Origin of the sequence: Exiguobacterium sp. s5 (assembly GCF_018618075.1) — a bacterium.
In the GTDB taxonomy this organism is placed as follows: Bacteria; Bacillota; Bacilli; order Exiguobacteriales; family Exiguobacteriaceae; genus Exiguobacterium; species Exiguobacterium mexicanum_A.
The window spans coordinates 313,221-336,243 of sequence record NZ_JACSLK010000004.1 but is presented as its reverse complement, the minus strand read 5'-3'; the positions used below and the strand labels follow the sequence as shown (position 1 = coordinate 336,243).

Here is a 23,023-nt window from a genome sequence, read left to right as displayed (position 1 = left end):
ACACTCGCTCCTTTCCTTTTTCACTCGTTTCCTTATACAATTAAGGAAAGAGGTGATGCTATGTTTAGTCGTACTGAGAATGTTCAAACGTTCGTCCGGGCGTATCCGCTCGTAACGCTGTTCATTGTAATCCAACTGCTCGTGTTTGTCATCGATTCTTTGGTCCCCGACCTCCGGATTGTCGCACTCGGCGGGTCATTCCATCTCGCACTCGCCCAAGGGGAATGGTACCGTCTCTTGACGGCCAACTTCATCCATTTAGGGCTCGGTCATTTGCTGTTCAACTCGTTCGCTTTGATTATCTTCGGACCTGCCATGGAACGCATGGTCGGTCACATCAAGTTCGCCGTGTTCTATATCGTGGCCGGTGTGCTTGCCAACTTGCTCACGTTCTTCACGGTGAGTGAACTGTTCTACCTGCAAGCCGGTGCTTCAGGTGCGATTTTAGCGATTCTCGGCTTTTATGTGTACATCGGTCGGTTCCGCCGGACGCTCATCTACAGCCAGGACGCTCGACTCGTCTATATCTTCGTCGCCATCAGCGCCGTGTTCACGCTCATCGGCGCGAACGTATCACTTTGGGGACATGTGTATGGTTTCCTGGCCGGGTTCTTGCTCGCGATCCCGCTCTCCCGGTTCGCGGTGCCGTATTCGCGCCCGCTCCGTTACGGGAAGTACAAGCCACGCAAGTATTCCCCGCCCATCATTCATACGGGTGAAGGCAAATGGATTTTCTACGTGATCGTCGGATTGGCCGTGTTCGGCCTGTTCGCCCGCTTTTTATGACAGTAATAAAGAGAGGATTCGCCCGAGCGGCGAATCCTCTCTTTTCGTTTAGGCGAGCAAGGTAAGCATGAGCGCCTTTTGCGCGTGCAATCGATTCTCAGCTTGATCGAAAACGACCGATTGCGTGCCATCGATGACGTCGGCCGTCACTTCTTCGCCGCGATGGGCCGGGAGACAGTGCAGGAAAATCGCATCTGACTTCGCTTGCTGCATGAGCGAAGCATCGACTTGGAACGTCGCAAACTGCGTCAACCGTTCCGCCGCTTCCGCTTCTTGCCCCATGCTCGCGAACACATCCGTGTAAATGACGTCCGCACCCGCTGCCGCAGCGACCGGGTCTTGCCACAACGTAACGCTGCCTCCAGTAGTCGCCGCGAGTTCGTTCGCCCGTTCGAAAATCTCGGTCTCGACCGTATATGCTTCCGGCGAGGCGATGCGGATGTGCATCCCGCTGAGCGCGCCCCCGATCATGAGCGAGTGGGCCATATTGTTCCCGTCGCCGATGTACGTCAACGTCTTCCCCGTTCTCGTGCCGAACACTTCCTCGACCGTCAACAAGTCGGCGAGTACTTGGCATGGGTGATGGGAATCGGTCAATCCGTTGATGATTGGAATCGAACCTGCCGAAGCGAGCGTCTCGACCGTCGCGTGGGCATACGTCCGAATCATGAGCGCATCGACATAACGGCTCATGACTTGAATCGTATCCGTCAGCGGTTCCCCACGCCCGATTTGTAAATCACTGCTGCTCAAGAACAGCGGATAACCGCCGAGTTCGACGACACCGACCTCGAACGACATCCGGGTCCGAGTCGAGGCCTTCTCGAACAAGAGCGCCACTTTCTTGCCGGCGAGCGCCGACTGGAACGCTTCCGGCTGTCGTTTCACTTCGGCCGCGAGTCCAAGCAAGTCGTCGAGGGCGGACGGAGTCAGTTCCTCGAGTGTCAGTAGATGATTGATTGTTTTCGTCGTCATAATGGTAGTCCCTCTCCTGTCTGCATCGTTTGAAGTGAACGGACCGGCATCGTTTCCGCTTGCATCGCTTGTTGATAGTACTCGGCAAGATGTGTCTCCGAGATGACGTGGACGCCGTTTCGGACCGCCGTCTCACGTGCCACTTGTTCTTCTGGTGCGTTTGAAAATAGGACCGACACGTTTTGGAACTCGGTCGTCTCATCGAGCGCTTGATCACTATATGATGACCACCCTTGGCCGGCTACGGTCTCAGTCCGATTCATGACGCGCGCCGTCGTCGCATCGTAACAGAAGCGTTCGGACACGTAAGGGGTCATGCTGAATTGGAGTGTCTCTCCAGTCGAGCGCATGACGGGTCCGGTGAGCGGGTCGACGCCCGGCAATTTCAAACTCGAGAACACCGGTGTCTTGATGGCATAGCCGCTCCATACCGGACGTGCCTCTGGGACGACGGTTGCCAACTCATGGCCGAACGCCGCGAGCGTCGCCCATTCGATGAGTGGTTCCCCGGTCACTTTACTGACGATCGGGACCGTCCGAGATGCACGCGGATTGATTTCGAGCACGTAGATGACGTCGCCCTTCAAAACGAATTGGATATTGAGCGCACCCTTATATGCGAGCGCTTGACCAATCGTTTGAACGATGGCTTCAATCTCGGCTTGTTGCGCGCGTGACGTTTTGACCGGCGGCAGAATCATCGTCGAATCGCCCGAATGGACACCGGCTGCCTCAATCTGTTCGAGCAAGGCCGGAATGTAGACGGTTTTCCCGTCAGTGACACAGTCGACTTCGAGTTCACGTCCATCGACATACGCATCGACGAGGAGCGGATAGGTCAAGTGTGATTCGACTTGGTGCAAATCCGCCGCGGTCCGGATGATATACATGCCTTTTCCACCGATGACGTAGGAAGGACGGACGACACATGGATAGCCGAGACGATCGATCGCGGACGTCAAATCATCAACCGATCCGACCTCTTCGCCAGGGATGTGGGCCACCCCGATCTCGTCGAGGAATTGATAGAACCGATCCCGGTCCTCCATTTGATCGATGACGTCTGCCGTCGCCCCGAGCAAGTGATAGCCTTTGGCTTCTAGTGCATGGGCGAGTGAAATGCCGGTCTGCCCGCCGAACTGGATGAGGACGTCCTGACAGCCTTCTGCCTCCAATACGTGCACAACATCTTCAATCGTCAACGGTTCGACGTACAGTTTGTCAGCGACCGTGAAATCGGTCGACACCGTCTCCGGGTTATTGTTGATCATGATCGTCTCGACCCCGAGTTTTTGAAGCGCCCAGACGGCATGCACCGAACTATAATCGAACTCGATGCCTTGCCCGATGCGAATCGGTCCAGACCCGATGATGGCGACTTTCGGACGCTCGCTCGGTACGACTTCAGACGTCCCGTGCCACGACCCGTAAAAGTACGGTGTGCGGCTCTCGAACTCGGCGGCACACGTATCAATCATCTGATAGACCGGATGGATGTCGTGTTCGAGCCGCATCGCTGCGACTGCGTCCGCCGTGACGTTCATCTGCTGCGCAATCTGGGCGTCGGTGAAACCGAACCGTTTCGCCTGCAACATGTTCGCTTTCGTGGACAGGTCCAGATGGATTGTCGACACGAGTCGATTGAACGTCATCATGAAGTGCGGGGCGATACCCGTCAGCGCTTCAAGCTGTGACGCCGTGGCGATTCCCCGATCGAGTAGTGCGAGGCACGCCAGGAGACGACGATCAGTCGGAGCCGAAATTTCAGCGTATAGCGCGTCAGGATCGGCTGTCGCCATCCAACTCGGATAGAGCGGACTCTGCTCGACACCGGCACCACGCCACGCTTTCTGTAGCGCTTCCTCAAGTGTTTTGCCCATCGCCATGCTCTCCCCGGTCGCTTTCATCTGCGGTCCGAGCGTCCGGTCCGTCCCATTGAACAAATCGAACGGGAACGTCGGCACTTTCGCCGTCACATAATCGAGGGCCGGTTCGAAGCTCGCCATCGTCCCGTTCGTGACGGGATTGATGCAATCGTCGAGTCGTTCCCCGAGGGCAAGACGGGTGGCGATCTTCGCGATCGGATACCCGGTCGCTTTCGAGGCGAGCGCCGAGCTACGCGACACGCGCGGGTTCACTTCAATCACGTAATAGGCGTCTTCCGTCGGATGGACGGCGAACTGGATGTTACACCCGCCGACGACACCGAGGGCCGAGACGATTCGGAACGCGGCGCTCCGTAACGTCTGATGCATGACATCCGATAACGTCTGGGCCGGGGCGAACACAACCGAATCGCCCGTATGGACGCCGACCGGGTCGATGTTTTCCATATTGCAGACGATGATGCACGTCCCGTTGGCGTCACGCATGACCTCGTATTCGAACTCTTTATAGCCGGCGATGCTCTGCTCGATCAAACACTGCGAGATTGGACTCGCCTCGAGACCACGTTTCGCGAGCGTGTAGGCGGCATCAATCGTCTCCGCAATCCCGCCGCCGGTACCGCCGAGCGTGAACGCCGGACGGACGATGAGCGGGACGCCTGTCTCGGCGACGAAGCGATCAAGTCCATCGATCGATTCAATCGTCGTGCTGACCGGGAGCGGTTCCCCGAGTTCGTTCATCTTCTGTTTGAACCGTTCACGGTCTTCCCCGTCACGGATCGTCTCGAGCGACGTCCCAAGGAGGGCGATGCCGTATCGTTCGAGCACGCCGGCCTCGTCCAAGGCGAGCGCCAAGTTGAGGGCGGTCTGCCCGCCGACTGTGGCGAGCAAGTGGGTCGGACGTTCTGTCTCGATAATCAATTCGGCCTTCTCTAACGTCATCGCCTCGATGTACGTGTGGTCGGCCAAACCGGGATCGGTCATGATTGTGGCCGGGTTCGAGTTAAAGAGTACGACCTCACAACCTGCTTCCCGAAGCGCTTGGCACGCCTGTGTGCCCGAATAGTCAAACTCGGCCGCCTGTCCGATGATAATCGGACCCGAGCCGATGACGAGTACTTTTTTATGCATAGACGTTCACCCCTTGCTGAATCATTTCGTCAAAGCGGTCAAAGATGGCTTGTGCTTCCTTCGGTCCCGGACTGGCCTCTGGATGGAACTGAGCCGTTAGAATCGGGGCCGTCCGGTGCAACGTCCCTTCGACCGACAAATCGTTCACGTTCTCAAATAGCAGTTCGAGCGGCGTCGCTTCCAAACTGTCCCGTGTGACGACGTACCCATGATTTTGCGACGTCATCCACACTTCACCCGTCTGGACGTTCCGGACCGGATGATTGGATCCGCGGTGTCCGTAAGCCTGTTTTTCAATCTCACACCCGAAGGCGAGCGCGAGCAGTTGATGGCCCATACAAATGCCGAGTGTCGGATACGACAGTGCCACGTCACGTACATTGTCGAGGTAGTCGACCAAATCACGTGGGTCTCCCGGACCGTTCGACACGAGAATCCCGGTCGGTGCGAGCGCGTGGACTTGGGCGGCCGTCGTATCGAACGGAACGACCGTTACCGCGTACCCTCGCTCCACCATCGCTTGAACCATCGACGCCTTCACGCCGAAATCAAGACAGACGATGTGTCCGTTCGCCCCGTCGCCGTGACGCACATGACTTGGCGTCGAAACGGTCTCCGTAATCTGATGTAGGTCCCCATCGAACGACACATCTGATTCAGACGTCATCACACCCCACTGATCGCCGTGTTCACGGAGCGCATGGACGAGCGAGCGCGTGTCGACGTCAGACAGTACCGGCACACCGGACTGCTCCAGCCAATCCTTCAAGTCGGTCGCCGCCCCGTTTCCGGCTAACGTCTGGACGAGCACGCCCGCCACTTGAATGTCCGCACTCTCCGATGCTGCGTCGGTCAACCCATATTGCCCGATGAGCGGATATGTGAACGCGACGATTTGACCGGCGTACGACGGATCGGTCAACACTTCTTGATAACCGGTCATCCCTGTGAAGAAGACGACCTCTCCTTTCGCCGAGCACGCACTCGTCTCCCACGTCCCGTTGAACTGTTCACCGCTTTGTAACGTCACTGTCCCCGTCATGACACCATCTCCTTTGTAATCACCTGTCCAATGATTGCGAGCGCCTCATCCACTTCGGCTTCCGTAAGCAACAAAGACGGTAAGAAGCGAATCACGTCCGGACCTGCCGCAACGACCAAGAGGCCAGCGTCTCGCAACTGTTCAATCCATGGCGCGACCGGCTGCGTCGCGACGAGCCCGAGCATCAAGCCGAGTCCACGGACCTCGATGAACGTCTCTCCGTCGACAAATTGTTCCAAGCCCGCTCGTAATCGTGCCCCCATCGCATTGACGTGGGCGAGTGCGTCCGCCTCGAACAAAATGTCGAGCGTCGCTTCCGCCGCTGCCATTGCGAGCGGATTGCCGCCGAACGTCGAACCGTGACTGCCAGCCGTGAAGACGTGCTCTGCACCTGCCGCTGTCAAAATCGCTCCGACAGGGAAACCGCTGCCGAGCCCTTTCGCGAGCGTGACGACGTCCGGTTTAAGCGGTGTCTGTTCGAACGCGAAGCGGGTACCTGTGCGGGCAATCCCGGTCTGCACCTCATCGACGACGATTTTGACCCCGTGCTCAGTCGCTTTCGCTTGAAGCGCTTCGAGCCATGCCGAGTCAGCAACGACGACCCCGCCCTCGCCTTGGACGATTTCGAGCCAGACCGCAGCCGTATCGGCATCGATCATGTCGAGTGCGTCCATGTCGTTGAACGGTGCGTGTACAAAATCAGCCACCATCGGCCCGAATCCGGCTTTGACCTTGTCTTGTCCCGTGGCTCCGAGCATGGCGAACGAGCGACCGTGGAACGATTTCGTGAACGTCACGACTTTCGTCTTGTTCGTCCATTTCCGAATCAATTTGAACGCCCCTTCGTTCGCCTCGGTCCCGCTGTTACAGAAGAACGCATGCGTCAAATGAGTCCCGGAGACGAGCATCTCGGCGACGCGAGTTTGTCCGCTGATGTTGTAAAGGTTCGACGTGTGCCACACTTTTTGAAGCTGCGCCTCTAGCATTTGGCTTACGTGTGGATGACGATGGCCCGTGCCGCAGACGGCGATACCCATGACGAAATCGAGGTACCGTTTCCCCGTGGTGTCGGTCACATACGATCCGTTCGCCTGCTCAATCTCAATATGTCGTTGTCCGTAGGTCGGTAGTAGTGAATGCATGGTGCACCTCCTGTAGTGTTGTCCCGGGATGAACCGGGTCCTTGCCGTCACGGATGACGGCGATATCAATCCCTCCTGTTAGAGCAGCCAACAGCGCCTCGGTTTTCGGGATCATCCCCCCATAGATATCCCCTGTGGCGATGGCCGTCTGGATGTCCTCACGTGTCAGCGTTTGACGGAACGTCCCATCAATCCGGATACCTGGTACGTCGGTGATCATTTCGAAGCAGTCGGCCTGCAGAGCGACCGCGACTGCGATCGCACAATCGTCCCCATTACAGTTCAACGTGCCTTCCGTACCGTGTAATAATGATGTCACGACGGGCACGTAGCGACCCGCGAGCAATAGCTCGAACAAGTCTGTCTCGACCCGGTCGACTTCGCCGACCGCCCCGAGTTCCACCAATTGTTTTCCTGTCAGCGTCTGTCCGTCCACACCCGAGAGACCGACCGCTTGAATATGATGACGTCCGAGGGCAGCGACGATTTCGGTCTGCATCTCCCCCGCGAGCACACGCTCGGCACCGGTCAACACGTCCGCTGTCGTGACACGACGTCCGTCTTGAAACATAGGTTCGATTTGTTGGTGCTCGCAATAAGCGGACAACGCAGGTCCACCCCCATGAACGATCACAAGTTCATGCCCCGCCTCGAGCCACGCCTGCCATTCTTTGAAATAGTCCGGATGAAGCGTGTCCCAAACGCTTCCGCCGAGTTTGACGATTTTCCGCTGTTTCATGTCCGGTAACTCGCGTTGATTTTGACGTAGTCGTAAGTCAAATCGCAGCCATACGCCTGACCTTGTCCGGTGCCGTCTTGCAACCGGATCTGAATCGAGACGATGTCTTGGCCCATCTCCTCTGTCGCGAGCGTTTCATCGAACCAGACCGGCGCACTTTCCATCAGCACATGCTGTGACCCGATGCGGATGTCGACGTGGTTCACGTCAATCGGTTGCTCTGATGCACCGATGGCGGCGATGATGCGTCCCCAGTTCGCATCTTGTCCATAGACGGCCGTCTTCACGAGCGACGAGCCGACGACTTGTTTCGCAATCATCCGAGCCGCTGCGTCCGTTTTCGCCCCGACAACCTCGACCTCAATCAATTTCGTCGCCCCTTCCCCGTCACGGGCAATCGCTTTGGCGAGATTCGTGCATACGTCCGTCAACGCTTGAAGGAAGCGGTCATAGGCCGGTGTCCCTTCGATGATTTCATCCATCTCGGTCAGTCCGCTCGCCAAAGCGAGCACCATATCGTTCGTCGAGCTGTCCCCGTCGACGGTGATACTGTTAAACGAGGCGTCCACGCTCTGTTTCAGCGCCCGTTGCAACACGTCGGGTGCGATGACGGCATCGGTCGTGATGAAGCCGAGCATCGTCGCCATGTTCGGATGAATCATCCCCGAGCCTTTGGCCACACCCGCGATCGTCACGGCGGCATCGCCTTCGGTGTACTCGACGCCCGTGCATTTCGTTCCCGTATCGGTCGTCAAAATCGCTTCCGCGAACGACTCCGCCCCCGTCTCCTCATGGATCGGTTCAAGCAAATCGATCCCGGTCAAGAGCGTCTCCATCGGCAACAGTTGACCGATGACACCTGTCGAGGCAATCGCTACTTCTTCCGGCTTGACCCCGATATGTTCGGCCGCCTTATCGCGCATCGTATACGCGTCCTCGAGCCCTTGCGGACCGGTGCAGGCGTTGGCGTTTCCACTGTTGATCAAGACGGCACGAATCTTCCCGTTCGACGCTTGTAGCGTCTCTTTCGTCACTTGAATCGGGGCCGCTTGAAACTGGTTCGTCGTATACACCGCGGCGGCACTGGCCAACTGTTCGCAGACGAGCAGGGCTAAATCTTTACGCTTCCGCTTCAGTCCGACGTGAACTCCGCACGCTTGAAACCCTTTCGGCGTGACGACGTGGACGACAGGGCTGATTGCTGTTTCAATCATTCGTTTCTACCTCCTCATATGTATTGGGGCTGTTCATTCAACCCGGCTGTCTCGTTTAATCCAAAGCGGACGTTGGCGTTTTGAATCGCTTGTCCGGCCGCACCTTTTTGCATATTGTCGATGACCGAGATGATGGTCAATCGATTCGTTCGTTGATCGAGATACACCCATAAGTCGCAGTAGTTCGACCCGACGGCTGTCCGAATCTCCGGTTCGCCTTGTTGCACCCGGATGAATGGTTCGTTCGCGTATGCTTGTCGCAATGCGTTCACCCAAGCTGCTTCGCTCTGCTCGATTGTCGGCACGACGCTCATCGTCGCCATAATGCCTCGATTGATGGGCAACAGATGAGTCGATAGCGACACGGTCGCTTGCGTCCCACTCACTGCATAAAGCGTCTGTTCAATCTCCGGGATGTGTTGATGCGTATGAATTTTATAAAGTTGTACGTTTTCGTTGGAGCGGGCATGGTGCGTCTTGGCGCTGAGTCCTTTCCCGGCTCCCGTGATGCCGGAGCAGGCCGAGACGATGATTTCGTTCGGGTCGATCCATCCTCCATTCACGAACGGCAATAAGCCAAGGGCGACCGCCGTGGCGTAACACCCGGGATTGGCAATCCAGTCGGCCGACCTTACAGCATCTCGATTCCATTCCGTCAATCCGTACACGGCCTGCGCTTGAAGCGATACCGGTACGGCCGGTTTGCCGTACCATGTCTCGTAACTCGATGCCGGCAGACGTAAGTCTCCGCTCAAATCGATGACGACTCCTTCATACTCCGTCAACTGCGCCACATATTGCGCCGACACTCCGCTCGGCGTCGCTAAAAAGATAATGTCGATGTCGTTCAATACGCCCACCTGGAACGGCTCGAGCGTCAAATCCTCAATCTCTAACCATGGATACAGTTGCGCGAGCGTCAATCCGGCGCTCGAATCGCTCATCGCCCGGACGAGCGTGAACTCGGGATGTTTCCCGATGAGCTTCAACAGCTCCATCCCGGCGTACCCCGTGACGCCGACGATTCCACAAGTGATCATCTGTCGAACCCCCTTAAAAGAATAAATCGATTAAAACATACGTATATTTATACTGTCAATTGTATTTTTATACAAATTAAATAGAGAGATGTTCGCCAGACCATAAAAAAACGGCCCGGCGCAATAGCGCCAGACCGTGATAGATGATTAAATTTGATTTTTGTGACGAGCGTCTTGGAGCGCGTCGACCAAGTCTTTCACATCTTCGACGAGATTTTGAATCGTGTCTTGGTTCTCTTCGTAGAGCGCCTTCAAATCCATGACGCGATCTTTCAAGCTCCCTTTCGATGAGGCTTGAAGGCCGACCGAATGGCTTTGTGTTGACGCATCCTTCGACTTGAGTCGTGATTTCATATGTTTGAGCTGGCTGACTTGTTGTTCGCGCGTCTCTCTGTGGAGAAGCGATGCCCCGGCTCCGATGACGGCACCTGCGGCCATTCCCATCCAGAAGTAGTTCTTGTTCATAAAAAATCCTCCCCTAACATGACGTTATGTTTATTATAGGTCATCCGCTTCATCGACGACATAGTGTTTTATGATTGGACCGGCTCCTTTTTGTTCGACGGCTTCTTTCAGCCATTCTTGGAACAAGACATAGTCGGTCGAATCACGGAAACGATTTCCGCCCTCGGTGAATTGGATGAAGATAATCCCGTGGTGATCGTCCGGGTCGACACCGAGCCGATAGGCGGCAAAACCGCTATGGCCAGACCCAAGACGTGATTTGTCTTTCAACAAGCGATGGAACAAGAGCGACCGGGCGTTCGAATCGACCGGAATGTTCGCATAGACAATATTCCCTTTCGAGGCGAATTGTCCTTCCGCTTCTTCGATTTGAAACGTCTTCCCGCTTTGGAAGGGAGACTTGTCGCCTTCTGCGAGCAAAATCGTCTCGGTCCCGTTGGCGACAAGGATACCGGGTTGTTGACGCAATCGTTCAGCGACAGTTCCTGAGGCAAACGTCATGAACAGTTTAGACAAGCCCCTCACACCCTTTCGCGAGCATGATGTCTTTCTCCGTGATTCCACCTTCGTCATGCGTGGACACGGTCAATGTGACGTTCCGATACTCGATCAAGATGTTCGGATGATGATTGAGCTCCTCCGCCAAATCAGCGACGAGATGGACGAACTGAATCGCCTCTGGAAACGTCTCGAGCCGATACGTCTTTTGTAATTCCCCTTCAACAACATCCCAGCCATTTAAGCGGGATAGTTGCTCTGACAGTTCGGTTGATGACAGCAGCATGTGCTGATTCCCCTTTCGCAAACGGTTCTTCTTACACCTAGTACCCGACCGCGATCAAAAATAATCTTTTTCGCTTCACGCAAAATGATTTAGAATAAGAAGGATAGCCAACTATTCTTCACATGAGAGAGGAGATCTCGCCATGCGAGCATTGATTGTGATCGACTACACGTTTGATTTTATCGCAGATACGGGTCGTTTGACTTGTGGAAAACCAGGGCAAGACATAGAAGAACGAATCGTCCAGTTGATCGAGGAGTTTGCGGACGAGAATTATGTCGTCATCGCGAACGATGTCCACGACGCCGGCGACACGTATCATCCTGAGACGACGCTCTTCCCGCCCCACAACATTCGCGGTACAGAGGGCCGTGAATTATACGGTGCCGTCAAAACCGCGGCGAGCCGGGCCGATCATTGGATCGATAAGACACGCTATAGCGCCTTTGCCGGCACAGACCTCGACTTGCGCTTGCGCGAACGGGCCATCACAGAGATTCATCTCGTCGGTGTGTGCACAGACATTTGTGTGCTTCATACCGCTGTCGACGCGTACAACCTCGGCTATACAATCGTCGTCCACGCCGACGCCGTCCAAAGCTTCAACCCAGTCGGCCACGATTGGGCGCTCGAACATTTTGTCACGACCCTCGGAGCAACGGTGACCGGGAAGTGACGTAAAACAGAAAGGATCGATTATGTTACATCGCAACTTAGCACTTCACACAGACTTATACCTCCCACGTTGGATGTATATCTATTGGAAACAAGGCCGTCACAACGAACGAGTCGTGTTTGACCTATACTATCGCTCAAACCCGTTCAGCGGAGGTTACGTCGTCTTCGCCGGCCTCCAAAATATCGTGCATTATTTAGAGAACGTCTCATTCACGGAAGAAGATATCCGCTACTTGAAACAGCAACTCGACTTCGAGGACGAGTTCGCGGATGTACTCCGTAACTTCAAGTTCACGGGCTCGCTCTACAGTGTCCGTGAAGGAGAAGTCATCTTCCCGAACGAACAAGTCGTCCGCATCGAATCGACGATCTTTGAGGCGAAGCTGTTCCAGACGGCGCTCTTGAACATCGCCAACCACGAATCACTCATCGCGACGAAATACGCGCGCATCCGCCAAGCTGCGCCGAACGAGACGCTACTCGAAGGCGGTGCTCGTCGCGCCCAAGGCGTCGATGCTGCGTACTACGGAACACGGGCCGCCTATATCGCCGGTTTCGACGTCACGAGCTTGGTTTCGGCCGGACGTGATTTTGACGTCCCGACCGGTGGAACGATGGAGCACGCCGATATCCAGTTCCACGATGACGAACTCGAGGCATTCCGCTCGTTCGCCTCGATGTACCCGGACAATACGAGCCTGTTGATCGACACGTACGATACGCTCAAGTCAGGTCTCCCGAACGCGATCACGGTCGCCAAAGAACTTGAAGCGAAAGGCTACCGCTTGAAGTCGGTCCGACTCGACTCGGGTGACTTGGCCTACTTGTCGAAACGGGCCCGAAAAGCATTGAACGCGGCCGGACTCGATTACGTCAAAATCGTCGTCTCGGGCGACCTCGATGAGTACGTCATTCAAGACTTGCGGATGCAAGGAGCTGAAGCCGATACGTTCCTCGTCGGGACACGCGGCATCACGGCCTATGAGCAACCTGCACTCGGTATGGTGTACAAACTCGTCGCCCGCGAAGGCGCCGACGGGAAGCTGAAGCCGGTCATCAAAGTGTCGTCTTCGAAAGTGAAAACGACGACTCCGCACAAGAAAGAATTGTATCGCATCATCGATAACGAGACCGGGAAGTTCAAAGGTGACTATATCGCCCTTGCCGACGAACCAGTCGAGTCGTATAACGAAATCGACTTGATTGACGTGCGCGACCCCGCGTTCCGCATCAAGACACGTAACTTTAGCGTCAAACGTTTGCTCGTCCCGATTTTCCAAGACGGCGAACGCGTATATGAGTTACCGAACGCGACAGAAATCCGCACGTATCATCACGAGCAGATGAACGGTCTGTGGGAAGAGTACAAACGCCTCCGCTTGCCGGAAGTGTACTCGGTCACATTCAGTAAACCGCTCTGGGACTTGAAGCTCGAAATGATTCGTCAAACTCGGATTCCGAAATAAAAACAAGAGGCTACGGATTTTTTTCCGTTAGCCTCTTGTTTTTATGCCGTCGTCATCTCATTCGCATGGATTTTATCTTCTTTTCTCCGAAAGTAAAGGGCGATCGAAAGAGAGATCAAAATCAATATGAAGTAAACGGTCCGTTGCCAAAACGTCGCTTCCGTATCCCCTCGGAACAACGCGATGATATAGTCACTCCCGCTCACGAAGAACAAGCCCGCGAGCAAGAGGAAGATTCGATATCCGGCCCGACTCCGCTCCTGCTTTACTTTGAAGAAAAGGACACCATAATAACCGATTGCTAGAATCGCGATATACCCGATTATGCCAACAACCCAACTCATCTTGATGCCTCCTTGTCCTCTATTTTTTTTACGTCGCTTCCCCGCTATCGTAACACAATCTTCGAATCAGACTGTGTTAAGATGAGTTAAAGAAAATGTGGAAGGGATCGATACGATGAAAACGTTCCGCCTAGTCCAAGTTCGCCTCGTCCAAGACGAGTACGGCAACGAGTTGAACCTGCCCGTCGAACTGCTCGATGGGTTGATCATCTCAAAAGAGCACGACAACGAATGGCTCCTCGAGATGCTCGTACCGACTGAATTTGCCGTCACGCTTCATCATTACTTGAATAAACGAATCCTGCTTCTCGCCGAGGCCGTCATCACGTCTCCATCGAACCGGCCGGCCGCCCTCGCCTTGACGTTCACGAGTGAACGGTCGCTAAGCGACCATCACACGTTCGTCGCCGAAGGGCTCATGTTGTTGCCGAAACAAGACACGACGAAGCAAGTACTCGATTCGTTGATTTCCGAAGGCGTGGCGAACGCCGAGCTCAAACCGTCCTTCTTCGAAAAACAAATGGAGCAACAGCAGTCGTTCAGCCGCTCCGCCTTCACTCAGCTCGTTAAGACAGGATCGTTCGAATAAGTCGAACGGTCTTGTTTTTCTTTCCCCGTTTTTTCAAATATCTCAACCCAAAAAGGCGAAGAAATTTCTCCGCCTCAAATGTAGATGAAAAACAAGATGACCATCATCGTCATTCCGACGACTTTGAGCATCGTACTTCCAAGGAAAGCAAGTACCGTCCCGACACCGATACTCCACGCCTCACGCGTCGATTTACCGAGCGTGAGCTCCGCTAGAAACGCGAAGATGAACGGGAAGATGAGCACGCCGACGAGCGGGAAGATGAACGGACCTGCGATCAATCCGATCGTCGCTCCCCACTTCGCCCGTTCGGAACCGCCTCGTTTATCAACCGTCGCCCGAGTGACGATATAGTCGACTACGAACAAGAAGATCAAAAATACGGTTTGCCAAAGCCAGAACGTCCATGTGAGCGGCTCGAACGAGAATCCAAAACCGTAAATCATATAACCGATGAATAAGAACAAGACGCTCGGGATGACCGGATAGATCAGACCCGCGAACGCGACAACAAATGATGCGATGATGAAAATCCAGAGCAATGTCGTCATGAACTTCTCCTCACTTCGCGACGATCACATTCGTAATATGGTCGGCGACATTGACCGCCTTGACCACGAACTGACCCTCTTGATATTCGATATAATTCGAGCAGGCGTTGCGCATGGCGTGGCGGAACGTATACGTGTCGTCAATCGCCGATAAGGCGGCTTTAATTGCATGTGAATGACAGACGACGATGATACGTTTTCCAGCATGTGCCTCGACGATGTCTTCCATGCCGCTCAAGACCCGGGCCCGCATCTCATCTTCTGACTCGAGACCCGGGACGCGATCTTGATCATCGGCTTGGACAGCTTCGTAAATGCCAGGCACAGGTTTTCCCGACGCATGACCGAACTCACGCTCAATGAACCGTTCGTCCTGAATAATCACGCCTGGGTCGATGCCGCACGCCTCTGCGATGTAGCGGGCCGTATCCATCGCTCGCGAAAGCGGGCTCGCGACGATCACGTCCCATGATTCTTGGCTTAAAAAGGCCGCACTCTCTTCGGCCTGCCGATGTCCGAGTGCGTTGAGCGGGATATCTTCCCGCCCCTGAATGATTTCTTGAAAATTCCAATCGGTCTGACCATGTCGGACCAAACAAAGTTCTGTCACACGAGTCACTCCTTTTTGATTCCTAAATCCTACCCCATCGTACCATCTTTGAAAAAAAGCGCAACGTCACATCATCGCGTCATCGATGAAACGATCGATCCGGGCCATGAGTTGTGTTTCTTTGATCGGGTTATCGGATTGGAGGAAACTCGCTAACGAATGGGTGCCGTTCGGAAAAGAAATCAATTGCACGTTCGCGCCGACCTCGCTCGCATGCTCCACGAAATGGAGCGCTTGTCCGAACGGAACGATGGGGTCTTTTTTCCCGTGCAAAAGGAGAATCGGCGGGGCATCATCGTACAGATGCGTGACCGGAGAACACTTCACCATCAATTCGCGCCACGCCTCACGACTGCCTTCGTAAAACTTCAAATGGGCGAGCCACGTCTGGATGAACTTGAACAACAAGAAGTTCGTCGGCGGATAAAGGGCGATGACACCTTTCACCGGCGGCACGTCATCGCCGAGTTCTCCTATAAACTGCTTGCTTCGGTCGAGTGCTGTCGCAAGGACAAGGGCCGCGCCTGCCGAGTCGCCCCAGACAATCAATTTGTCGATGTCAAGATTGAGTAGACCGTCGTGTTGTTTGAGATAGCAAAGCGCATCGGAGACGTCGATGATGTTGTCCGGGAAATAGACCCCGTCCTCGAACAGACGATAATCGATGCTGATGACCGCGAATCCTTTGGCGAGGAAGTGGTCGAGCAATGGATGGAACAACGTCACCATGCCTCGATTCCCTCGAACGAATGCCCCGCCGTGTGCATAGACAGCGACCGGGAACGGTCCTTCGCCGGGCGGGTAGTACACATCAAATTGGAGCGGACGGTCATTGACAATCTTGTACGTGTGAGTCCGGCGTTTACGGGTCGAGGGACGCACCGGCAACTCGGGCTCTTGCCAACGCACGAGCGATCCGTATTGGTTCCATACGCTTGCCCCGGCTGCGGTGGCAGCTGCGAGCGCCGCACCACCGACGAACCAGGCGGTCTCCTTTCTCATATACATCCACTCCTCGTTCTTTTTTTAATCATATTCCCTTTTTCTCGAAAAACCATCCATCTGAAGTCGGACTTGACGTGTTCGCATTCGCCCCCTATAATATAAAACGCAGTCTCAGAACGTAACGGTTACGATTTAAAGGTTTTATATAGAGAGGACAGGTGGAGAGGGTTATGAACAAAAAACTGTTAGGTGTCGCCGCTGCCGGGACACTTTTATTAGGTGGTTGCGCAAGCAATGAAGAGGGCGGTGCCACAGAGGAAGCCAACGACCAGTTGACCGTATATGCGTCGACGTTCGCGTTGAAATCATTCGCCGAGGAGATTGGCGGCGACCGCGTCCGCGTCGAGATGGTCATCCCGCCTGGTGCCGACCCGCACACGTACGAGCCGACCTCAAAGCAAATGACAGACATCGCTGAAGCGGACTTGTTCTTGACGGTCGGCCATGACCTCGAGCCATACGTCGAGTCGATGGAGAAAAGCTTGGCCAATGAGAACGTCACGTTCGTGAAGACGGCCGAAGACATCACCCTTTTATCGGCTGATGACACGGTCCACGTCCACGGCGAGGACGAGCATAGTGAAGAAGACGAGCACGGACATGAGGACGATGACCATGCCGAAGAAGAAGCCGGTCATAGTGAAGATGATGGCCATAATCACGGTCAATACGACCCACACGTCTGGCTCGACCCAATGAATGCCGTCTCGATGGCCGAAGCGGTCGAAGCGGCCTTCAGCGAACAGGCCCCTGACTATAAAGATGAGTTTGCGGATCGCTTGAGCGCCTTTAAAGAAGAAGCCGACACGCTCGACGCCGAGCTGAAAGCGGCAGTCGAGGGCGGTTCGAAGTCAGAGCTACTCGTGACGCACGCAGCCTATGGTTACCTAGCAGAGCGCTACGAATTTGACCAACTCCCAATCACAGGTCTCACGCCTTCGGAAGAACCGTCACAACAGGCGTTGAAGCGCGTCATCGAAGAGGCTCAACTTCACGACTTGAAATACATCGCCTTCGAGGACACGGTGACACCGAAAGTCGCCCAGGTCGTTCAAAATGAGATCGGCGCGGAGACGGTGACGATCTATAACTTGGAATCGGTCACGAAAGAACAGATGGACAAGAGTTACTTCGATCTCATGCGCGAGAACGTCAAAGCGCTTGAGACGGCATTGAAATAAGACAAAAAACTCGGCGCTGCGGCGTCGAGTTTTTTTCTCTAAATGGTATGACTAGTGTTTGGCGTTGTCCTGTAGAATTCGTTCCGCGACCAAGACGTAGACTATAGAAACCAAAACGCCTACGGTACCTGGTAGAACGGCGACAATTGGGTCGGCCAAATATGAGGCCGGGATTAGGTAAGTTAACAAAACCTTAACGCCATAGAGTGCGATTAAAGCCGTAAGTAGAATTAAAGTGATCGTTTTTTTCTTCACATTCGCGAAAAATTGACGTTCAGTTTGATTTGTCTCATCTGCATTCGTTATACCTAACCAAGATAACATTCAGCGAACCCCCATGATCATCACACTTGTAGCACTTCTCCCCCATTAGTTCACGTGAATCGAGACTAGAAGTGACTGACATCTTTCCTAATTATACCATTTAGGCGATATTACTCATAATAAATCAACACGAGCTCGTCCCGTTCAATCGCTTCTTCGCAGAATCGTTTCAACAACGTCCATTTGAGCCATACATCATCGAGGCCTTCATGGTCGACGAACGCCATGTCGGCGACATCCTCTTTCGTGAACGCGTTCATCGCGTCTTTGACGATGTGGAGCAGTTGCGGCGTCAAAATCCCGACGACGACCGCCTGCTTCTCGTTGACGATCAACTCTTCCCCAATGACCGCCATCTCCAAGTTATACGTGTCATCCCCATCGATATAGACTTCGATTTGCCCGAGAATTTTTTGGAACCGTTCAATGTTCGGGAGCGTCAACGTCTCATACGTGTCACGCTGTTGAGCGTGAACGTGCAACAGCCAATCTAAAATCATTTCCGGGTCTTGCCCGAACGAGACCCATACTTCTGGGGAAATGCGTATATAATGTGTCGTCTCCATGATTGAACGCCCCCCTTTTCTTCAGTTTACCCATCTTTTAGGCGCAAAAAAACCGCCTACGTGTTTTCGTAGACGGTTTGTCGCTTATGAACGAATCGTGCCTGTCTTGACTTCTTCCTCTTCTGCCGTCTCCCAAGCCTCGATGTACTCGCGGCCTGGCAAGTTGTCGATCGAATCGGCGTAGAATACAGGGTCATCACCTTGACGACGTTGCTCCAAGTAATCGTCGAGGACGAGACGAGCGACTTTCGCGAGACGGAAAATCGCATACAAGTTGACGAGCGCCATAAGGCCCATGAACACGTCCGCAATCGACCAGACGAGACCGGCCGAACGGACGGCTCCGAAGAGGACCATACCGACGACACCGATGCGGTAGAGCGTGACGTAAATCTTTTTATCCGAGATGAACTGGATGTTCGTCTCGCCGTAGTAGTAGTTTCCAAGAATCGAGCTGAACGCGAACAAGAAAATCGCGATCGTGAGGAACGATGTCGCCATCGGACCAATCTCAGCCGTAAGCGCCGCTTGTGTCAATTCAACACCTGCGAACGACTCCGATCCGGCTACACCTGACAACAAGATGATCATCGCTGTCGACGTACAGACGAGAAGCGTATCGACGAAGACGCTGAACGATTGAATCAAGCCTTGCTTGACCGGGTGCGATACTTCCGCTGTCGCCGCCGCGTTCGGGGCAGAACCCATTCCGGCTTCGTTCGAGAAGAGACCGCGACGAATTCCTTGGAGCACCATCGCTCCGATGGCACCGCCGAACAGTTGCTGCAGACCGAACACGCCTTCTGAGAAGATCAAACCGAACACTTCCGGCAACAATGATGCGTTTGAAATCATGACCCATCCTGCGAGCAAGATATAGCCACCGGCCATGACCGGGACGATGATACTCGAGAGCACGGCAATCGACTGAATCCCACCGAAGATGACGATTGCTGTGACGACGGCCAAGACGAGACCGACTGTCGTCGTGCTCACGCCGAACTGATTGCTCATCGAGAGCGAGATTGTGTTCGACTGCACCGAGTTGAAGGCGAATCCGAACGAGAACGTGATGAGAATTGCGAACAAGATCCCGAGCCAACGTTGACCGAGGGCGCGCTCCATATAGTACGCCGGGCCTCCACGCCATGTGCGTCCGTCCCGAATCTTGTAGACTTGTGCGAGCGTACTTTCTACGAACGCCGAAGCCGATCCGATGAGGGCGATGAGCCACATCCAAAAGACGGCTCCCGGACCACCGAGCGCGATTGCTGTCGCGACACCGGCGATGTTACCCGTTCCGACGCGGGCTGCTGTCCCGATCGCGAACGCTTGGAATGACGAGACTTGGCCTTTTTCACGTTTCATGCCGTCTTTGAACAAGAGGCGGAACATTTCAGGCAACATCCGGAACTGGACAAACCCCATCCGGACGGTGAAGTACAAACCTAAGGCGACAAGGACAACGATTAGCACTGACGACCAAAGCAAGTCGTTGGCTGATGAAACGAGACCTTCTACGAATTTCTCCATCTTTAAATCCTCCGTGTATGTATGAGTTATAAGAAAAAGTTATGTCAACTTTCTTTACATGAGTAGAATTATAGGAAAAACGTCTAAGAATTGCAATCCTTTTCGACAAATTTCACATGAGCTGTCGAACAACAGAAAAAGCGACCGGTCAAGTGACCGATCGCCCATCCTGCATCATTTGATTAGATGAAGAGGTTCAAGTTGCCGCCTTCAGCCGCCCCGAGGTATGCTGCCACACCCCCGAGATCGATGCCGTCGATCAACTCTTCTTCTTTGATTCCCATGACGTCCATCGACATCGTACAAGCGACCATTTTGACGCCTGCTTCTTGAGCCGATTTGATCATTTCGTCAAGTGATGGCACATTTTTGTCGCTCATCACTTTTTTCATCATCTTTTGACCAACTCCACCGAAGTTCATGTTCGAGAGTGGAAGTTCACCCGCATGCGATGGCATCATCATGCCGAACATCTTCTCGAGACCTTGTTTCTTCACTTCCGGTGCATCTGGCTTACGAATGACGTTGAGTCCCCAGAATGTGAAGAACATCGTCACGTCTTTGCCCATCGCCGCCGCACCTTGGGCGATGATGAACGAAGCGAGCGCGCGGTCGAGATCTCCGCTGAAGACGACCATCGATGCGCCGTCTGTCGCCGGTGCCCCTGCTTGTACAGCCGCAGGACCATTACCTTTTTGAAGAATTGCTTCCACGCGACCGTTCACGAACTGTTTCGAGACGAGCTTGTTGCCGGTTTTCTTCGCCCATGCTTCGATGTCTGCAAAGAAACCAGGGTCACTCGCGAGGACACGAAGCGTCTCGCCTTCGCCGAGCTCGGCTACTTTTTTATTTACTTCTAAAATTGGTCCCGGGCATTGCAGACCGCACGTATCTAGGAAAATCGGTTCCCCGACTGGTTCATTCGTCATTGCTGGTGGTGCCTCCTCCGTTACTGTTGCGGCAGTCTCATTGGCTGCCTTCGTGCCTGCCTCAATGGCATCAAAATCACGTTTTACTTGTGACCATGTTTTGTAGCCACCGCTCAAGTTTTTCACCTTGAAGCCGTTTTGACGCAAGATACGGGATGCGAGATATCCGCGAAGCCCGACTTGGCACGTCACATAAATCGTTTCGTCTTTGCTGTAGTTGTCCAAGTGATCGCGTAGCGAGTTGAGCGGAACGTTGATTGAACCAGGAATTTTGCCAAGTTCATGTTCTGACTCGTCACGGACGTCGAGCAATGTCGCGCCGTTTTGGACCAACTCGTCAATCTCATTCCAGTGCACGACTTCGTTATCGCCGAGGACGACGTTCGACGCGACGTAACCGATCATGTTGACTGGATCTTTCGCTGAGCTGAACGGTGGTGCGTAGCTGAGTTCAAGGTCTGGAAGGTCAAGGACCGTCAAGCCACCTTTCATCGCTGTCGCAATCACATCGATTCGTTTATCGACGCCGTTCATCCCCACGCCTTGCGCGCCGTAGATTTCACCTGTCGTCGGATGGAACAAGAGTTTGAGTGATACTGGTGTCGATCCTGGGTAATAACCCGCATGTGAACCCGGGTGCACGTGAACGGCTTCGAATTCTTTACCAGCTGCTGTTAAACGTTTTTCGTTCCAACCTGTCGAAGCAACTGTCATATCGAATACTTTAGCGATCCCAGTCCCCATCGTTCCGTTGTATTTAACGTCACGACCGTTGATGATATCGGCGACAAGACGGCCTTGGCGGTTGGCTGGCCATGCAAGCGGAACGACCGTCGGCTCTTGGAAGACATAATCGAGTACTTCAACAGCATCTCCGATCGCGTAGATGTTCGGGTCTGACGTGAGCATCTTCTCGTTGACGCGGATGGCGCCGCGGATGCCTGTTTCAAGTCCTGCTTCCGTTGCGATTGACGATTCTGGCACGACGCCGATTGACAAGACGACCATATCGGTATCGATGACGCGACCGCTCTTCAAGTGGACACGTTTCCCTTTCTCAGAGAACGAATCGACACCGTCAGAAAGCTGAAGGTCGACGCCATGGAGACGCATATGTTCGTGAACAGGTGATACCATCTCACGATCGAGCGGTGTCATAACTTGGTCGGCCATCTCGACGAGTGTGACCTCGACGCCGCGCTCACGTAAGTTTTCAGCCATTTCGATCCCGATGAAACCGCCACCGATGACTGTCGCGTGTTTCGGCGCTTTGTCATCAACGTAGCTGCGGATTTTATCCGTATCCGGAATGTTGCGGAGCGTGAAGATGTCTTCTGCTTCTTCAATTCCAGGGATGTTCGGACGAATCGGTTTCGCTCCTGGTGACAAGACGAGTACATCGTACGACTCATCGTATGTTTCGCCCGTCTTAACGTTTTTCACCGATACCGTCTTCTCGGCACGGTTGATTTTTGTCACTTCCGTCAAGTTGCGGATGTCGAGTTGGAAACGTTTATTCATGCCCTCGACCGTCTGGACGAGCAATTTTTGACGATCTTGAATCACGTCACCAATGTAATATGGAAGACCACAGTTCGCGAACGAAATGTATTCGCCCCGGTCGAACATGACGATTTGGTTCTCTTCATTTAAGCGACGAAGGCGTGCGGCTGCTGAAGCGCCACCGGCGACTCCACCGACGATTACGATTTTTTTACTCATTGCTCATTTCCTCCTTTGACGACTTCACCAGGCCAGCTCATCAAGCCATCTTCTATATTGACCACTTTATAACCTTTCGCTTCCATTTGCCAAGTTGCTTGCGTGCTGCGAGCACCTGAACGGCAGAGAACGATGTATTCTTCTTCAGGGTCGAGTGTCTCGATCCATTCCGAAATTTCAGATAGCGGATAATTGCTCGCGCCAGCAATGTGCGCTTCTTGGAACTCGTCACGTTCACGAACGTCGACGATGTTCACTGGTACTTCAAAATCCATTTGACGTTTTAAAGCAGATGCTTTCATGTTATTTACCCATCCTTTT

At 54.0% G+C, this 23,023-nt stretch carries 23 protein-coding genes; 5 read left to right on the top strand and 18 right to left on the bottom strand.

All coding sequences use genetic code 11. The annotated features are described in order from the left end of the window. Positions 1-60: 60 nt before the first annotated feature. Positions 61-786, top strand: a complete 726-nt coding sequence (locus tag KNP60_RS10775; RefSeq protein ID WP_034780868.1) for a rhomboid family intramembrane serine protease — start codon at positions 61-63, stop codon at positions 784-786. A 48-nt stretch (positions 787-834) separates the two neighbouring features. Here KNP60_RS10775 and argF read toward each other — a convergent pair whose 3' ends face one another. The 10 genes from argF to KNP60_RS10725 all read right to left on the bottom strand — a co-directional run bounded on the left by argF (position 835) and on the right by KNP60_RS10725 (position 11,204). Continuing rightward, positions 835-1,761 (bottom strand): ornithine carbamoyltransferase, encoded by a 927-nt coding sequence (gene argF / locus KNP60_RS10770; protein WP_214797453.1) that lies wholly within the window; start codon positions 1,759-1,761, stop codon positions 835-837. Beyond that, positions 1,758-4,778, bottom strand: coding sequence for a carbamoyl-phosphate synthase (glutamine-hydrolyzing) large subunit (gene carB / locus KNP60_RS10765; protein WP_214797452.1), 3,021 nt, complete (start codon positions 4,776-4,778; stop codon positions 1,758-1,760). The genes argF and carB overlap by 4 nt, the downstream gene beginning before the upstream one ends. Beyond that, entirely contained in the window at positions 4,771-5,820 is a 1,050-nt protein-coding gene (locus KNP60_RS10760) for a carbamoyl phosphate synthase small subunit (RefSeq protein ID WP_214797451.1), read from the bottom strand. The genes carB and KNP60_RS10760 overlap by 8 nt, the downstream gene beginning before the upstream one ends. Then, positions 5,817-6,962, bottom strand: coding sequence for an aspartate aminotransferase family protein (locus tag KNP60_RS10755; RefSeq protein ID WP_214797450.1), 1,146 nt, complete (start codon positions 6,960-6,962; stop codon positions 5,817-5,819). Before KNP60_RS10755 ends, KNP60_RS10760 begins: the two co-directional genes overlap by 4 nt. After that, positions 6,922-7,701 (bottom strand): acetylglutamate kinase, encoded by a 780-nt coding sequence (gene argB / locus KNP60_RS10750; RefSeq protein ID WP_214797449.1) that lies wholly within the window; start codon positions 7,699-7,701, stop codon positions 6,922-6,924. The genes KNP60_RS10755 and argB overlap by 41 nt, the downstream gene beginning before the upstream one ends. Beyond that, positions 7,698-8,915, bottom strand: coding sequence for a bifunctional glutamate N-acetyltransferase/amino-acid acetyltransferase ArgJ (argJ, locus tag KNP60_RS10745; protein ID WP_214797448.1), 1,218 nt, complete (start codon positions 8,913-8,915; stop codon positions 7,698-7,700). Before argJ ends, argB begins: the two co-directional genes overlap by 4 nt. 14 nt (positions 8,916-8,929) lie before the next feature. Beyond that, positions 8,930-9,955 (bottom strand): N-acetyl-gamma-glutamyl-phosphate reductase, encoded by a 1,026-nt coding sequence (argC, locus tag KNP60_RS10740; protein ID WP_214797447.1) that lies wholly within the window; start codon positions 9,953-9,955, stop codon positions 8,930-8,932. Positions 9,956-10,102: 147 nt separating this feature from the next. Then, positions 10,103-10,420, bottom strand: a complete 318-nt coding sequence (locus KNP60_RS10735; RefSeq protein ID WP_034780861.1) for a hypothetical protein — start codon at positions 10,418-10,420, stop codon at positions 10,103-10,105. 33 nt (positions 10,421-10,453) lie between these two features. Beyond that, the gene (locus KNP60_RS10730; RefSeq protein WP_235420248.1) at positions 10,454-10,936 is read right to left on the bottom strand and encodes a hypothetical protein; all 483 of its coding nucleotides are present in this window, start codon (positions 10,934-10,936) and stop codon (positions 10,454-10,456) included. After that, on the bottom strand, positions 10,929-11,204 hold the full coding sequence (locus KNP60_RS10725; protein WP_034780860.1) for a 4a-hydroxytetrahydrobiopterin dehydratase: 276 nt from the start codon (positions 11,202-11,204) through the stop codon (positions 10,929-10,931). The genes KNP60_RS10730 and KNP60_RS10725 overlap by 8 nt, the downstream gene beginning before the upstream one ends. A gap of 142 nt (positions 11,205-11,346) precedes the next feature. On the opposite strand from KNP60_RS10725, the gene KNP60_RS10720 reads away from it, so the two are divergent. Both KNP60_RS10720 and KNP60_RS10715 read left to right on the top strand, forming a co-directional pair. Then, on the top strand, positions 11,347-11,880 hold the full coding sequence (locus KNP60_RS10720; protein WP_214710649.1) for a cysteine hydrolase family protein: 534 nt from the start codon (positions 11,347-11,349) through the stop codon (positions 11,878-11,880). A 22-nt stretch (positions 11,881-11,902) separates the two neighbouring features. Then, a complete protein-coding gene (locus KNP60_RS10715; protein ID WP_034780858.1) occupies positions 11,903-13,348 on the top strand; it encodes a nicotinate phosphoribosyltransferase in 1,446 nt (481 codons plus the stop codon). 41 nt (positions 13,349-13,389) lie between these two features. Here KNP60_RS10715 and KNP60_RS10710 read toward each other — a convergent pair whose 3' ends face one another. Continuing rightward, a complete protein-coding gene (locus KNP60_RS10710) occupies positions 13,390-13,692 on the bottom strand; it encodes a hypothetical protein (protein WP_034780857.1) in 303 nt (100 codons plus the stop codon). Between the two features lie 115 nt (positions 13,693-13,807). Between KNP60_RS10710 and KNP60_RS10705 the strand changes: the two genes are divergently transcribed. After that, positions 13,808-14,281 carry a YwpF family protein gene (locus KNP60_RS10705; protein WP_034780942.1) on the top strand — a complete coding sequence of 158 codons (474 nt, stop codon included), beginning with the start codon at positions 13,808-13,810 and terminating at the stop codon, positions 14,279-14,281. A 74-nt stretch (positions 14,282-14,355) separates the two neighbouring features. Here the strand turns inward: KNP60_RS10705 and KNP60_RS10700 are convergent, their stop codons facing one another. The 3 genes from KNP60_RS10700 to KNP60_RS10690 form a co-directional block, all read right to left on the bottom strand. After that, complete coding sequence (locus KNP60_RS10700) at positions 14,356-14,832, bottom strand: DUF456 domain-containing protein (protein ID WP_034780856.1); 477 nt, start codon at positions 14,830-14,832, stop codon at positions 14,356-14,358. Positions 14,833-14,842: 10 nt separating this feature from the next. Beyond that, positions 14,843-15,442: a histidine phosphatase family protein gene (locus KNP60_RS10695; protein WP_214797446.1), complete on the bottom strand. Its 600-nt coding sequence runs from the start codon at positions 15,440-15,442 to the stop codon at positions 14,843-14,845. 66 nt (positions 15,443-15,508) lie between these two features. Beyond that, positions 15,509-16,444 (bottom strand): alpha/beta hydrolase, encoded by a 936-nt coding sequence (locus tag KNP60_RS10690; protein WP_034780854.1) that lies wholly within the window; start codon positions 16,442-16,444, stop codon positions 15,509-15,511. A gap of 173 nt (positions 16,445-16,617) precedes the next feature. Between KNP60_RS10690 and KNP60_RS10685 the strand changes: the two genes are divergently transcribed. Beyond that, on the top strand, positions 16,618-17,628 hold the full coding sequence (locus KNP60_RS10685) for a metal ABC transporter solute-binding protein, Zn/Mn family (RefSeq protein WP_214797445.1): 1,011 nt from the start codon (positions 16,618-16,620) through the stop codon (positions 17,626-17,628). A 434-nt stretch (positions 17,629-18,062) separates the two neighbouring features. On the opposite strand, the gene KNP60_RS10680 is transcribed toward KNP60_RS10685, so the two are convergent. From KNP60_RS10680 to KNP60_RS10665, 4 genes are all read right to left on the bottom strand, one after another. Then, complete coding sequence (locus KNP60_RS10680; RefSeq protein WP_034780851.1) at positions 18,063-18,518, bottom strand: DUF1877 family protein; 456 nt, start codon at positions 18,516-18,518, stop codon at positions 18,063-18,065. A gap of 84 nt (positions 18,519-18,602) precedes the next feature. Continuing rightward, the gene (locus KNP60_RS10675; RefSeq protein ID WP_034780850.1) at positions 18,603-20,051 is read right to left on the bottom strand and encodes an alanine/glycine:cation symporter family protein; all 1,449 of its coding nucleotides are present in this window, start codon (positions 20,049-20,051) and stop codon (positions 18,603-18,605) included. A gap of 182 nt (positions 20,052-20,233) precedes the next feature. Then, complete coding sequence (locus KNP60_RS10670) at positions 20,234-22,702, bottom strand: CoA-disulfide reductase (protein ID WP_214797444.1); 2,469 nt, start codon at positions 22,700-22,702, stop codon at positions 20,234-20,236. Beyond that, positions 22,699-23,004, bottom strand: a complete 306-nt coding sequence (locus KNP60_RS10665) for a rhodanese-like domain-containing protein (protein ID WP_214797443.1) — start codon at positions 23,002-23,004, stop codon at positions 22,699-22,701. Before KNP60_RS10665 ends, KNP60_RS10670 begins: the two co-directional genes overlap by 4 nt. Between the last annotated feature and the right edge of the window lie 19 nt (positions 23,005-23,023).

What these genes read in the sequence shown, in the direction of transcription:
- argF (WP_214797453.1), bottom strand. Translation starts at nt 1,761, where the DNA reads ATGACGACGAAAACAATCAATCATCTACTGACACTCGAGGAACTGACT.
- KNP60_RS10670 (WP_214797444.1), bottom strand. Translation starts at nt 22,702, where the DNA reads ATGAGTAAAAAAATCGTAATCGTCGGTGGAGTCGCCGGTGGCGCTTCA.
- KNP60_RS10755 (WP_214797450.1), bottom strand. Translation starts at nt 6,962, where the DNA reads ATGCATTCACTACTACCGACCTACGGACAACGACATATTGAGATTGAG.
- KNP60_RS10685 (WP_214797445.1), top strand. Translation starts at nt 16,618, where the DNA reads ATGAACAAAAAACTGTTAGGTGTCGCCGCTGCCGGGACACTTTTATTA.
- argB (WP_214797449.1), bottom strand. Translation starts at nt 7,701, where the DNA reads ATGAAACAGCGGAAAATCGTCAAACTCGGCGGAAGCGTTTGGGACACG.
- carB (WP_214797452.1), bottom strand. Translation starts at nt 4,778, where the DNA reads ATGCATAAAAAAGTACTCGTCATCGGCTCGGGTCCGATTATCATCGGA.
- KNP60_RS10665 (WP_214797443.1), bottom strand. Translation starts at nt 23,004, where the DNA reads ATGAAAGCATCTGCTTTAAAACGTCAAATGGATTTTGAAGTACCAGTG.
- KNP60_RS10690 (WP_034780854.1), bottom strand. Translation starts at nt 16,444, where the DNA reads ATGAGAAAGGAGACCGCCTGGTTCGTCGGTGGTGCGGCGCTCGCAGCT.
- KNP60_RS10710 (WP_034780857.1), bottom strand. Translation starts at nt 13,692, where the DNA reads ATGAGTTGGGTTGTTGGCATAATCGGGTATATCGCGATTCTAGCAATC.
- KNP60_RS10775 (WP_034780868.1), top strand. Translation starts at nt 61, where the DNA reads ATGTTTAGTCGTACTGAGAATGTTCAAACGTTCGTCCGGGCGTATCCG.
- KNP60_RS10705 (WP_034780942.1), top strand. Translation starts at nt 13,808, where the DNA reads ATGAAAACGTTCCGCCTAGTCCAAGTTCGCCTCGTCCAAGACGAGTAC.
- KNP60_RS10715 (WP_034780858.1), top strand. Translation starts at nt 11,903, where the DNA reads ATGTTACATCGCAACTTAGCACTTCACACAGACTTATACCTCCCACGT.
- KNP60_RS10760 (WP_214797451.1), bottom strand. Translation starts at nt 5,820, where the DNA reads ATGACGGGGACAGTGACGTTACAAAGCGGTGAACAGTTCAACGGGACG.
- KNP60_RS10720 (WP_214710649.1), top strand. Translation starts at nt 11,347, where the DNA reads ATGCGAGCATTGATTGTGATCGACTACACGTTTGATTTTATCGCAGAT.
- KNP60_RS10675 (WP_034780850.1), bottom strand. Translation starts at nt 20,051, where the DNA reads ATGGAGAAATTCGTAGAAGGTCTCGTTTCATCAGCCAACGACTTGCTT.
- KNP60_RS10735 (WP_034780861.1), bottom strand. Translation starts at nt 10,420, where the DNA reads ATGAACAAGAACTACTTCTGGATGGGAATGGCCGCAGGTGCCGTCATC.
- KNP60_RS10680 (WP_034780851.1), bottom strand. Translation starts at nt 18,518, where the DNA reads ATGGAGACGACACATTATATACGCATTTCCCCAGAAGTATGGGTCTCG.
- KNP60_RS10700 (WP_034780856.1), bottom strand. Translation starts at nt 14,832, where the DNA reads ATGACGACATTGCTCTGGATTTTCATCATCGCATCATTTGTTGTCGCG.
- argC (WP_214797447.1), bottom strand. Translation starts at nt 9,955, where the DNA reads ATGATCACTTGTGGAATCGTCGGCGTCACGGGGTACGCCGGGATGGAG.
- argJ (WP_214797448.1), bottom strand. Translation starts at nt 8,915, where the DNA reads ATGATTGAAACAGCAATCAGCCCTGTCGTCCACGTCGTCACGCCGAAA.
- KNP60_RS10725 (WP_034780860.1), bottom strand. Translation starts at nt 11,204, where the DNA reads ATGCTGCTGTCATCAACCGAACTGTCAGAGCAACTATCCCGCTTAAAT.